The 11805-nt window shown below is 67.3% G+C and carries 11 protein-coding genes; 6 read left to right on the top strand and 5 right to left on the bottom strand.

Features of this window, described 5'->3' with window-relative positions:
• Positions 1–64: 64 nt before the first annotated feature.
• The 5 genes from ABLI39_RS02000 (at position 65) to ABLI39_RS01980 (ending at position 6805) form a co-directional block, all read left to right on the top strand.
• Positions 65–1432, top strand: a complete 1368-nt coding sequence (locus ABLI39_RS02000; RefSeq protein WP_349411691.1) for an FAD-binding oxidoreductase — start codon at positions 65–67, stop codon at positions 1430–1432.
• A 159-nt stretch (positions 1433–1591) separates the two neighbouring features.
• Complete coding sequence (locus tag ABLI39_RS01995; RefSeq protein ID WP_349411690.1) at positions 1592–2347, top strand: IclR family transcriptional regulator; 756 nt, start codon at positions 1592–1594, stop codon at positions 2345–2347.
• An 83-nt stretch (positions 2348–2430) separates the two neighbouring features.
• Entirely contained in the window at positions 2431–3660 is a 1230-nt protein-coding gene (locus tag ABLI39_RS01990) for an MFS transporter (RefSeq protein WP_349411689.1), read from the top strand.
• Positions 3661–3664: 4 nt separating this feature from the next.
• Positions 3665–4024 (top strand): ArsR/SmtB family transcription factor, encoded by a 360-nt coding sequence (locus ABLI39_RS01985; RefSeq protein WP_349411688.1) that lies wholly within the window; start codon positions 3665–3667, stop codon positions 4022–4024.
• A gap of 219 nt (positions 4025–4243) precedes the next feature.
• Positions 4244–6805, top strand: a complete 2562-nt coding sequence (locus ABLI39_RS01980; protein ID WP_349411687.1) for an FG-GAP-like repeat-containing protein — start codon at positions 4244–4246, stop codon at positions 6803–6805.
• Between the two features lie 8 nt (positions 6806–6813).
• Here the strand turns inward: ABLI39_RS01980 and ABLI39_RS01975 are convergent, their stop codons facing one another.
• The gene (locus ABLI39_RS01975) at positions 6814–7671 is read right to left on the bottom strand and encodes a CocE/NonD family hydrolase C-terminal non-catalytic domain-containing protein (RefSeq protein ID WP_349411685.1); all 858 of its coding nucleotides are present in this window, start codon (positions 7669–7671) and stop codon (positions 6814–6816) included.
• Positions 7672–7781: 110 nt separating this feature from the next.
• Here ABLI39_RS01975 and ABLI39_RS01970 point away from each other — a divergent pair, with 110 nt between their 5' ends.
• Positions 7782–7907 carry a hypothetical protein gene (locus tag ABLI39_RS01970; protein WP_349411684.1) on the top strand — a complete coding sequence of 42 codons (126 nt, stop codon included), beginning with the start codon at positions 7782–7784 and terminating at the stop codon, positions 7905–7907.
• A gap of 179 nt (positions 7908–8086) precedes the next feature.
• On the opposite strand, the gene ABLI39_RS01965 is transcribed toward ABLI39_RS01970, so the two are convergent.
• From ABLI39_RS01965 to ABLI39_RS01950, 4 genes are all read right to left on the bottom strand, one after another.
• On the bottom strand, positions 8087–8839 hold the full coding sequence (locus ABLI39_RS01965) for a maleylpyruvate isomerase family mycothiol-dependent enzyme (RefSeq protein ID WP_349411683.1): 753 nt from the start codon (positions 8837–8839) through the stop codon (positions 8087–8089).
• Positions 8839–9663, bottom strand: coding sequence for a fumarylacetoacetate hydrolase family protein (locus tag ABLI39_RS01960; RefSeq protein ID WP_349411682.1), 825 nt, complete (start codon positions 9661–9663; stop codon positions 8839–8841). Before ABLI39_RS01960 ends, ABLI39_RS01965 begins: the two co-directional genes overlap by 1 nt.
• Complete coding sequence (locus ABLI39_RS01955) at positions 9660–10805, bottom strand: cupin domain-containing protein (RefSeq protein ID WP_349411681.1); 1146 nt, start codon at positions 10803–10805, stop codon at positions 9660–9662. The genes ABLI39_RS01960 and ABLI39_RS01955 overlap by 4 nt, the downstream gene beginning before the upstream one ends.
• A 174-nt stretch (positions 10806–10979) precedes the next feature.
• The gene (locus tag ABLI39_RS01950) at positions 10980–11801 is read right to left on the bottom strand and encodes an IclR family transcriptional regulator (RefSeq protein WP_349411680.1); all 822 of its coding nucleotides are present in this window, start codon (positions 11799–11801) and stop codon (positions 10980–10982) included.
• Positions 11802–11805: the final 4 nt, after the last annotated feature.

Here is an 11805-nt window from a genome sequence, read left to right as displayed (position 1 = left end):
CTTTCCCCGCGCCGGAATGAGAATACAAAGCAACAGATAGAGAGCAGAGCTTGTGAGGACCAACGTGAGTGAGACCATTTCAGAGGCGGGGGCGACGCTGCTCGCCGCCGCCCGGCACGGTTCGACGGCGGAAGCCGCCCGCAGGAGCGTTAACACCGACCGGTCGGGCTACTCGCCCGAGACGCTGCCGGACGGCGTCGTGTACGCCACCAGCATCGACGACGTTGTGGACACCATGGTCCGCGCGACGGCGGGTCGGGTTCCGATCGTCGCCCGGGGTGCCGGCACCGGCCTGGCCGCAGGCTCGGCCGCCCAGGCGGGCGAGATCGTCCTCGACGTCTCCGGCATGAACCGCATCCTGCGTCTCGATCCGCTGGAACAGCTCATCGTCGTCGAACCCGGCATCCTCAACGCGGAGGTCAACGCGGCCGCGGGCGAACACGGGCTGTTCTATGCCCCGGATCCGGCCAGCACCGCCATCTGCTCGATCGGCGGCAACATCGCCACCAACGCCGGCGGCATGCGGTGCGCCAAGTACGGCGTCACCCGCGAATCCGTCCTAGCGCTGAAGGTTGTCCTGCCGGACGGCCGGCTCCTGGTGACCGGCCGGGAAACGATCAAGGGGGTCACGGGGTATGACCTCAACGCGCTCATGATCGGCTCCGAAGGGACCCTCGGCGTCGTTGTGGAAGCTACGCTGCGGCTTCGCCCGCTCCCGGTCGCGACGGCGACTGTGGCGGCTTTCTTCCCGGACATCGTGGCCGCCGCCCAGGCAGCCTCGGCCATCATTTCCTCGCGCGTGACCCCGTCCGTACTGGAACTGATGGACGGCCCGACCCTGGCGGCTGTCGACGCGGCACTCGGGACCGACTACCGAAGCCGCGGCGGGGCCTTCCTCCTCGCCCAGACCGACGGGTACGGGGCATTCCTGGAGCAGGAGGTGCTGATCGAGGCCATTAAGCCGCTCGCTTCGTCCTACGAAAAGGCCACGGATCCGGAAACAACCGCCGAACTGCTCAAAGTGCGCCGGGAGGCCATCCCTTCCCTGGAACTGCTCGGCGACGTCTGCATCGGCGACGTCGGTGTGCCGCGCGGCCGGCTCGCGGAGATGGTCGCCGGCATCGAGGAAATCTCGCGCCGCACCGGGGTGCGGATCTTCACTGTTGCCCACGCCGCCGACGGCAACCTGCACCCGATGATCGTGCTTGACCCCGGCCAGCCCTCCACGGAAGGCCCGGCCAAAGTGGCACTGGGCCAGATGTTCGAGCTGGCCCGGAGCCTCGGCGGCACCCTGACGGGGGAACACGGCGTCGGTATCCTCAAGCGCGACTGGCTGCGGGACGAACTGGGCAGCGACTCCCTCGAGTTGCAGCACGCCATCAAGAAGGTATTTGACCCGCTCGGCATCCTCAACCCCGGCAAGGCAATCTAGGGAATTCGCCAACGCGTACGGCCGTCCGGGACGGCCGTACGCGCTGGCGGCGGCCGGGCCCGGGCCCGCGGCGGCCGTGTTGTATCTTGGATTCGTTAGACAAATTTTTCACGATGCGGATATTCGATATCGGCAGGGACCCGCAGGAGACAGAGCGAGATGGCTGAAAAGGCCCCCGGAGGCGTCCAGTCGGTCGAGCGCGTTTTTGAACTCCTGGAACTCATCACCGACGCCGGCGGCGAAGTCATGCTGAGCGAACTCTCGTCCTCCACTTCGTTGCCGTTGCCGACGATCCACCGGCTGCTGCGCACCCTGGTCAGCCTGGGCTATGTCCGGCAGCTGCCCAATCGCCGGTACTCGCTGGGGCCCCGGCTGATCCGGCTGGGCGAGGGCGCGAACAAACAACTCGGTGTTCTCGCCCGGCCCCAGCTGAAGTCCCTGGTGGACCGGCTGGGGGAGACCGCCAACATGGCTGTCCTCGACGCGGACATGATCATCTACGTCGCCCAGGTACCGTCGCGGCACTCGATGCGCATGTTCACCGAAGTGGGCCGCCGGGCCCACATGCACTCCACCGGCGTGGGCAAGGCGATTCTGGCCCAGCTCGACGACGCCACCGTCCGGGGGATCGTGTCCCGCAGCGGCATGCCCACGCCCACCCCCAAGAGCATCGGGGACCTCGACACCCTGCTCAGGGACCTCCAGACGATCCGGCAGCGGGGCTACGCCGTCGACGAAGAGGAGCAGGAGCTCGGTGTCCGCTGCTTCGCCATGGCCGTCGACAACGCGCCGACCCCCATGGCCATTTCCGTCTCCGGCCCGGTATCCCGGGTGGACCAGGCCTTTGCCGACCGCGCGGTTCCCCTCCTGCGGGACGCGGCGCGGGCGATCTCGGACGAGCTGAGCCTGGCCTAGCACGGCGGGGCGGGTCCGGGTAGGCTAATGTGTGCACACGTGTGCACACGATGAACGCTTCGCCGACCCGACTGGGAGCCCCGTTGTTTGAAGTTCTGGCCATCAAGGCCTACCGGAAACTCTTTTCGGCCCAGATCGTTGCCCTGCTCGGCACCGGTCTTCTCACCGTGGCCCTGGGTCTGCTGGCCTTTGACCTGGCCGGCGGTGACGCCGGGGCGGTGCTCGGGACGGCGCTGACCATCAAAATGCTCGCTTACGTCTTTGTCGCGCCCCTGATGGCAGCCCTCGTGGAGAGGCTTCCCAAGAAGGCGGTGCTGGTTGGTGCTGACCTGATCCGGGCCGGCATCGCGTTGATGCTGCCGGCGGTTGACCAGGCCTGGCAGATCTATGTGCTGGTTTTTGTGCTGCAGAGTGCCTCGGCAACGTTCACTCCCGCCTTCCAGGCGCTGATCCCGGTGGTGCTGCCCGATGATCGGCACTACACCCGCGCCCTGTCACTCTCGCGCCTGGCGTACGACCTCGAGTCCCTTCTCAGTCCCGCCCTGGCGGCCGCGCTGCTGACAGTCGTGTCCTTCCACGAACTGTTCCTGGGCACCGTGGCAGGGTTCCTGGTCTCGGCGGCGCTCGTTATCACCACCGGGCTGCCGGCGGTGCACGCCGCTGCGCCGGAGGGTTCGCTGTGGCACCGCACCACCCTGGGCGCCCGGATCTTTGCCAGGACGCCGGAACTGCGGGGCCTGATGGCGCTGAACCTGGTGGTGGCGGCGGCCACGGCACTGGTGCTGGTCAACACCGTGGTTTATGCCCGGGAGCTGTTCGGCGGATCCAATGCCGACGTCGCGCTTGCCCTTGCCTGTTTCGGTGCCGGATCCATGGTCGTCGCCCTGGCAGCGCCCAGGGTTCTGGATCGGACCGGAGACCGTACCTTGATGGGGGCGGGGGCAGCGTTGCTTTCCGTCGGCCTGGCCGGTGCCTTCGTGCTGCTCGTCTCGTCGGGACCGTGGCCCGTACTGCTGGGCTTGTGGGTGGTGCTCGGCGCCGGAACGTCCATGATCAACACACCCTCGGCTCGGCTGCTCCGCCGTGCCGCGACAGACAGCACCCGGTCCTACATTTTCACCGCCCAGTTCTCGCTCTCGCACGCGTGCTTCATCCTCACGTACCCCGCGGCCGGCTGGATCGGCGCCGCGGCAGGCCAGCCCGTGGCGGCCGGCGCCCTCGCGGCGGTGGCGGCCATCGGCACCGCGGCCGCCCTGCTATTCTGGCCCGCGACCGCCAAGACCGGCACCACGCCTGCGACGACGAGGGGGTGATCGCATGGACAGCGTACAGCGCCCCGCAGCACCCAGCCTGCACCACGACGCGGCGCCCGACTCCCGGCGGCTCGACACCGCCACGGCCACGTTCCGGATGCTCTCCGACCCCACCCGGCTGCATCTCCTGTGGCTGCTGGCCCAGGAACCCTCCGATGTGTCCTCCCTGGTTGAGCGCACCGGAGCGTCCAGGACATCCGTCAGCCAGCATCTGGCCAAACTGCGCTTCAGCGGGCTCGTGACCACCCGGAAGGAGAGCCGCCGCGTCGTGTACAGCATCTCCGACGGACACCTGACCCGCCTCGTTATGGAGGGCCTGAACCACGCCGACCACAGAGTCACGGGTGAGCCCGTCCACGACTGACCGTCACCCACACCCGGAGTGGCCCGGGGCAAGCGGGGATTGCAGCGTTTCCGTTTGCAAGGTTTTTCCAAGATGCCCGCCCTACTGTGTGGGGAGGCACCGTCACGGCAGGGGCGTTTGGCGAAACCCGCGCCGCACGACGGAGCGATACGCTCAAGTTGCGCTGGGGTGGGGACGAAGGACATGACTAGGTTTCTAAGGCTAATCCTTGCAGGTCTGTTGGCGCTGCCCCTGGTCAGCGTCTCTGCGTTCAGTCCGGGGCCGGCGTCCGCCGCCCCGCCGACATGTCAGCCCGGCGCCCCCGCACCGGTGGATCCGTATCCCGGAACGACGGCGGCGGCAACGAACTTCGAGTCAGGGAATCTGACCCCGTTCACCGTCTTCACCGCCGGCACGGGGTCCGTCTCGGTGTCCTCCACATCGTCACACTCGCCGAGTTGCGCCGCGTTCCTGCATGCGACAACCGACGGCGGTTCGATCGCCAAGATGTCAGTGGGCCTGACGCCCACGATGAAAGAGGTCTACGCCGACGGCTGGTTCAATATCGCCAAGGAAGGCGTGTCGGGAAATGACGTGCCGTATTTCCGTTTCTTCTCAGGCGGCATCCGGTACCTCGACGTCTTTCGGCACAACATCAGCAGTGACCTGGTGCTGCGGATTACGGGGGCTACGGGCTTCACGTACATCACCGTTGTGCCCACGGTTGCCCTGAATTCCTGGCATCATCTGGTGGTGCACGTCGTGCCCAACGGCGCGGCGACCGGGGTGCAGATCTGGTGGGACGAGAAGTCCGTCTATGCGAACTCCGGCGTCAACATCAGTGCACAGAGGGTGGACACGGTGCAGCTCGGCGCCGAACACGATCAGCAGATGGGCGATATCTACGCTGACGACGTGATCATCAACAGCGGCGCCGAGACTCCGGCGCCCGTGCCCGGCCCCCTCCCCGGGCCCACACCCACACCAACCCCGTCCCCGGCCCCGAACCCAACGCCGCCGCCCGGGACCGGGCCGGGGGACTGGACCGAGAAACTGGTCGCAGGAGGGGACGTCAACGGCGACGGGATCCCGGATCTGGTCCAACGCCAGGCCGACGGCACGTTGTGGTTCTTTGCCGGCGATGGAACAGGAAAGTTTGTTGGTGGCCAAAGAATCGGTGATTTCGGCTGGCAGATATATGACCAGATCGTCGGCGTCGGCGACTACAACGGCGACGGCCGCCCGGACCTGGTGTGCCGGAACCTGGACGGATCGCTCTGGCTGTACGCCGGCACCGGACGCGTCGACGCAACAAGCAAAGGCTTCGCCGGCGGGGTGAAGATCGGCAACTTCGGTTGGAACATGTTCGACACGCTCCTCGGGGTAGGGGACTTCGACGGCAATGGGCTGTCGGATCTCGTCGCACGCAAGCCCGACGGCACCCTGTGGCTCTACTCCGGCGCCGGAAACGGGCTGCCGGGAACTGCACGGCAGATTGATTTCGGCTGGAGTATCTTCGACAAGCTCGTGGCCATCCGGGACTTCAACGGGGACGGCACCAGCGACCTGGTCGGCCGGAAGCCGGACGGTACACTCTGGTTTTACGCCAACACCGGGGCCGCAAGACTCGTCAACGGGCAGCAGATCGGCACCGGATGGAACATCTACGGCGACATAATCGGCGTCGGCGACGCTAATAAGGATGGGCGCCCCGACATGGTCGCCCGCCAGAGCGACGGATCCGGTTTCTTCTACGCCGGCACAGGCACCGCAGGCGGCGGCTACCTCGCCCCTCCCGCCAGGATCGGCGCCTTCGGCTGGCAGGCATTCAATATGCTCGTCAACGTCCACGACTTCAACGGCGACGCTAAAGATGACCTGCTGGCCCGCAAACCCGACGGCACCCTCTGGTTCTACCCCGGGACCGGGGCCGGAGGCTACGGCCCCGCGGTGAAGATCGGCAACTTTGGCTGGGACGGTTTCGATGCCCTGGTCGGGGCCGGTGACGTCGACGGCGACGGCAAGAATGACTTGATTGCGCGCAGTCCCGACGGTTCCCTGTGGCTCTATCCCGGAACGGGAGCGGTCAATGCCACGAGCACCGGGTACGGCCTGCCGGTAAAGATCGGCAACTTCGGCTGGAACAGTTTCAACGCCCTGGTCGGCGTCGGAGACGTCAACGGCGACGGCAAGAATGATCTGGCCGCCCGCAAGCCCGATGGCTCCCTGTGGCTCTATCCCGGAACGGGAGCGGTCAATGCCACGAGCACCGGGTACGGCCTGCCGGTAAAGATCGGCAACTTCGGCTGGAACAGTTTCAACGCCCTGGTCGGCGTCGGAGACGTCAACGGCGACGGCAAGAATGATCTGGCCGCCCGCAAGCCCGATGGCTCCCTGTGGCTCTATCCCGGAACGGGAGCGGTCAATGCCACGAGCACCGGGTACGGCCTGCCGGTGAAGATCGGCGCCTTCGGCTGGGACACCTTCGACATCATGACAGGGGTAGGGGATTTCAACGGTGATGGCCACAATGACCTCGTGGCACGGAAACCCGACGGCACCCTCTGGTACTACCAGGGGACGGGCCGCGTCGACGCGACCAGCGGCGGCTACAAGGCAGCCGTGAAGATCGGCTACTTCGGCTGGAACAGCTTCGACTCCCTGCTTGGCTCCGGGGATCTCAACGGCGACGGGCACCCCGACCTTGTAGCCCGGAAGCCCGACGGTACGCTCTGGACATACCCGGGCACCGGGCTGCCCAGCGAGGGATACCTCGGACGCACCCCCGCCGGCACCTTCTAGCGCCGGGATCAGCCGTCCGCGGCCGGCTTTCGCGTGGTGAACGGCAGAACCAGGCGGGACGGGTGTGCGGCGTCGCGGTAGATCTTGTGGGTGACGGGCCGGCCCACCGGCAGGTGGAAGGCATCCGGCGGCAGCAGCGCATTGTGCTCATCGGCAAGCGGCTCGTCATTGGACAGCTCCACGGTGAGGGTGTGGCCCGGTTTGAACGTGTTCGCGAACGGGTAGAGGCGCAGCACGTATTCCTCGATCGCTCCCGGTTCCACCGGAACGGCACGGGTGTGCGGGTGGACCGGGCTGCCCTCGGTGCTCCGTCCGTCAAGCTCGCGGTGAGAGGCCTTGAGGTAGCCGCTGGTGATGAGCTGCCGCTTGCCGTTGGGGGCGTAGTCCCACAGGCGGAGGATGAAGTTGGTGTCCGGCTGGTCGATCTCGGCGAAGATGTGTGCGGCGCCGGTGCCGATCATTTCAGTGTCCTCCTCGAACGGCGGGGTGGACCAGCTGATGATCTCCACCTTGTCCGTCACGGTCAGCGGCGCCTGATAGAAGCCGTCGGGGGCCGCGTATTCGGCCCCCATCAGCTCCGGCTCGGTTGACAGCTTGCGCCGCGGGCGCAGGTAGAGCGGCCTGTACTCGATGTCCCTCGGCGGCCACTGCTCGGCGGTCACGAGCTCGCGGGAGCCTTCCACGAAGACGCTGACGGCCGGTTCGTCCATGACGCCGTTGTCAATGCCCTTGATCCAGTAGTCGTACCACCGGAACATCTTGTCGTGCTCCTCGATGAGGGGCCGGGACTGCATCGGCGGGTACGGGCCGATGTCCAGCTTCTTGGGCCCTTTCAGGGCGTTGAAGAGCTCAATCGTGCCGTCCATGGTCCAGCCGCGGCCCTGGTCGATCCCTCGGCATCGCGCTGTTCAGCACGATCGCCGCCGCGGCCACGGCCGGCGGCGTTTCCCTTGCGGCGCTTTCGACCGGCTACGCCATGGTCTTCCTGTGGGCCGCGGGCGTCGCGATCCTCATCGCGCCGATCGCGGTGCTGCACATCAACATCGACCGCGGAAAGTTCACCGGAACGGACGGCGACGCGCCAGTCGTCCACCTGGGCTGAAGGTCCGGCTGCACTCCGGGGGCACTTTGGCGCGGACACGCCGTTAGCTTAGGGGCCGGCGTTGGACGCTGCCCTCAAAGTGCCCCCGGAGGGCGGCAACCAGACACAGAAGCGCGAGGCCTCCTTGCCTGAACTGTTCAGGCGGGGAGGCCTCGCGCTTATCGGTCGTTTGGTGCTGCTCAGATCCACTTCGGTGCGGCCGGAACCGTGCCGTTGGCGGCCTCCGCGCCGGCGGCGGTGACGCCGCCGTTGCCGCGGCCCGCGGCCCATTCGACGACGCCGGGCAGCGGCCCGGAGACCACGGTCGGGGACGCCGACGTCGTGTCCCCGAATGTCAGATCGCGGTCGGTGACCTTGACCACAAGGCCCGCATCGGTGCCGCGGGTCTTCCATGCCCCGGTGATGTCCTTGAGCAGGCGCTCCAGGACGGGGACCGGAATGTCCCGGAAAGCCGCGCCGTTGGCCAGGTCGACGGCGTGCATCCAGACTTCCCGGCTGCGCATCCAGACCGTTTCGGTGGCGGGCACTTCGCGGCCCTGGATGGTGCGAACTTTGTGGTGCCACGCATCCTCGGGCAGGTCCCGCCATTCCACGTTCAAGTGCACGGCGGAGTGGTCGAACAGGTGCCGCAGCGCGATCGGGCTCAGCGTGGTGCCGAAATCGATCTCGTGGTCCCGGATGTCGGTGGAGGGATACATCGGGGTCTCCACCCCCGTGGCGGCCCACTCGATGAGTCGCGCGATGGCCCGGGCGTTGTAGCCGATGTGCGCCGTGATGTGGCGGCGGGTCCAGCCCGGCAGCAGCGAGTCGCCGTCGAGGTCGGCGTCGGAGAGCTCGTTGAGCTTGCGGGCGAAAAACGCCGTGCCCCGGCGCGCCTGCAACAGGGCCGCGAGCAGCTCCGGGTCCGTCGTCTGGTCGTGGCGGGCAACCATCAGGCTTCCTTGACCACGCGGTTCTTCAGCTCGCCCAGGCCCTCGATGCTGGTGACCAGGAGCTGGCCCTCCTGCAGGTAGCGCTTCGGGTCCTGGGCGTGGCCCACGCCTCCCGGGGTGCCGGTGGCGATGACGTCGCCCGGGTTCAGCGTGATGATCGTGGAGATGTAGGAGACCAGGAACTCCGGCGTGAAGACGACGTCGTTGGTGGGAGTGCTCTGCTGGATCTCGCCGTCCACGGCGGTGGTCATCAGGCCGCCGCTGAACTCGTCCTTGGTGACCAGGGCCGGGCCGAACGGGGTGGACTTTTCCCAGGTCTTGCCCTGCAGCCACTGGATGGTGCGGAACTGGTAGTCGCGCATGGACACGTCGTTGAGCACGGCGTACCCGGCGATGTGCTCGGCCGCGTCGGCCTCGGAAATCCGGCGGCCCTTCTTGCCGATGACGACGGCGAGTTCGGACTCCCAGTCGACCGTGTCGGATTCCTGCGGCAGGGCCAGGTCATCGTTCGGGCCGATCAGGGATTCGGCGTACTTGGCGAACAGGGTGGGGAACTCGGGAACTTCCCGGCCCATTTCCTTGATGTGGTTGCGGTAGTTGTGGCCCACGCAGATGATCTTGCCGGGGGAGGGGACCACGGCGTCGAGGTCCGCGCCTTCGAGCGGGTGGGTGACGCCGCTGGCGTTCTGCGCGGTCGCTTCCCAGCCTTCCGAGCGGAGCAGCGCTCCGACGTCGGCGAAGCCGTCGATCTCGGTCAGGGTGTCGCCGTCCTGGCGGACGGCCTTGGTCGAGCCGTTTCCGGTGCGGAGGGTCAGGAGTTTCATGCGTTCTTGCGTCCTTCGATGTAGGTGCGGTTGAAGTTCAGCCGTTCGAAAATTGGGGCGTCGCTGAAGCGGAAGAGATCGAACTCGCTCTCGGCCTGGAGCTCCGCCTGAAGGGAAAAAGAGGCCCAGGACGGGACAACGAACAGGTCGCCCTTTTCCAGGGTCCGGGTTTCGCCGTTCAGGACCACGGAGCCGCGGCCTTCGAAGACCTGCCAGACGCTGGAGCCGACCTCGCGCACCGCCTCGGTGGAGGCGCCGGCGCGGAGTCGGTGGAATTCGGCCCGGATGGTCGGCATGACGTCCCCGCCCGTGGTGGGGTTGGTGAACCGGACGGCGGCGTGGCCCTGGGACACGGTGGCCGGGTGGCCCTCGTCCTCCAGCAGCAGCTGCTCGCGCAGGGCGCGGTCCGTGTATTCCCAGCGGTAGGCCGCGATCGGCGAGCTGGTGGTGTCGTCCAGGCCCGAGAGCGGACGGAGTCCCGGGTGGGCCCAGAGCCGCTCGGAGCGGGAGATGTCCGGGGTGGCCTCGTCGGTGACGCGCTCGGTGCCGAACTCGAAGAAGCCGGCGTCGGCATAGTGCACAAACGGGATGTCCAGGCCGTCGATCCAGGCCATCGGCTCGTCGGTGTCGTTGTGGTGGCCGTGGAAGTTCCAGCCCGGGGTCAGCAGGAAGTCGCCGCGCGACATCCGGACCGGGTCGCCGTTGACAACGGTCCAGACCCCTTCGCCTTCGACGACGAAGCGGAAGGCATTCTGCGAGTGGCGGTGTTCCGGGGCGGTCTCGCGGGCCCCGAGGTACTGGATGGCTGCCCACAGGGTGGGGGTGGCGTACGGGGTGTTGCCCAGTCCCGGGTTGGCGAGGGCGATGGCGCGGCGTTCGCCGCCGCGGCCCACCGGGACGAGGTCGCCGGCGCGGGCCGCCAGCGGGTACAGGTCGCTCCACCGCCAGACATGGGGGACCGCCTTCGGGCTCGGGACCATCGGCATCAGGTCCGCGATCTCGGTCCAGAGCGGGATCAGGTTCTCGCGGTCAAAATCACGGTACAGCTCCTGGAGCTGCGCGGCCTCTTCGGGCGTGGGCTCGGGGGCGGTGTGCCCCGCAGCCACTGATTCATGGGTCGTGTTCTCGGCGCTGATGGACACGTGGGCCTCCTCGGTAGGTCAGAACAGGTTTTCGGCGTAGTTCGACCTTACGGATCCGCGGGTGTGACCTCCAACATATTCTGCCAGTCAGAATTACTTCCCAACTAAGTGGCAGTTAAGGCCGTTATTAGCACTCAAAACGGCCTTATCTGCGAGCCAGTCGGGCGGCCGCGCTCAGTCCGGCTCGGCCGGATTGGCGGCGATATCGATCTCGAGCTGCCGGCAGGTCTCCCGCAGCGCGGGGACGAGCCCGGCGTCGAACACCCGGCGGAACCGGGTGGCCGGAGTGGCGACGCTGAGCGCACCCACCACGTGGCCGTGCCGGTTGTGCAGGGCCATGCCGAGCGCGCTCACCCCTTCCTCGGTGCCTTCGAAATTGGCGGCGAAGCCGTTGCTGCGGATCGACTCCAGCTCGCGCCGGAAGGCCGGGTACTCGGCGTCCGGGATGGTGTCCCCGCCGATCTCGGCGTTGTTGCTGCGGAAGAGCTGCTCGATCATCGGCGCGTCGAGTTCGGCCAGCATGGCCTTGCCGCCGGACGTCCTGTTGGCCGGCATGACCGTTCCCTGCCGGTCGCCCACGCGCAATACGTTGTTTCCCTCCACCGTGGCCAGGAACCGCACTTTTGTGCCCACCCGCACCATCAGATTCACGGTCTCGTTGAGCCGGGCGGAGAGCAGTTCCATGTGCGGCTGGGCCAGGGTGCGCAGCAGTCGCGTCCACGCGAGGCCGGCCGGGCCGACGCCCATGGCCGGGCCGGGGACGTAGCGGCGGGTCTCGTCCTGCACAGCGAAACCGCGGTAAACCAGCATGGCCAGCAGGCGGTGGGCCGTGGACGGGGCCACCCCCAGTTCCTCGGCGGCGTCCTTGAGCCGCAGGGCTCCGCCGTCGCGGAGCAGCTGAAGGAGCTGCAGGGCGTTGTCGACCGCCTCGATCGAATACGTGGGCCGCTTCTGAACGGGCTTCCGGGCTGACTTGGGCGCTGGTTCATTCTGCACATCA

The sequence above is a fragment of the Pseudarthrobacter sp. B907 genome (genome assembly GCF_040137805.1).
Lineage (GTDB): Bacteria > Actinomycetota > Actinomycetes > Actinomycetales > Micrococcaceae > Arthrobacter.
Note: the sequence above shows the minus strand (reverse complement) of the source record. Positions and strands in the feature narration are given on the sequence as shown.

Bases quoted from the DNA above. Each gene is read 5' to 3' on its own strand.
- ABLI39_RS01995 (WP_349411690.1), top strand. From the start codon at position 1,592: ATGGCTGAAAAGGCCCCCGGAGGCGTCCAGTCGGTCGAGCGCGTTTTT.
- ABLI39_RS01985 (WP_349411688.1), top strand. From the start codon at position 3,665: ATGGACAGCGTACAGCGCCCCGCAGCACCCAGCCTGCACCACGACGCG.
- ABLI39_RS01975 (WP_349411685.1), bottom strand. From the start codon at position 7,671: ATGGACGGCACGATTGAGCTCTTCAACGCCCTGAAAGGGCCCAAGAAG.
- ABLI39_RS01970 (WP_349411684.1), top strand. From the start codon at position 7,782: ATGGTCTTCCTGTGGGCCGCGGGCGTCGCGATCCTCATCGCGCCGATC.
- ABLI39_RS01965 (WP_349411683.1), bottom strand. From the start codon at position 8,839: ATGGTTGCCCGCCACGACCAGACGACGGACCCGGAGCTGCTCGCGGCC.
- ABLI39_RS01960 (WP_349411682.1), bottom strand. From the start codon at position 9,663: ATGAAACTCCTGACCCTCCGCACCGGAAACGGCTCGACCAAGGCCGTC.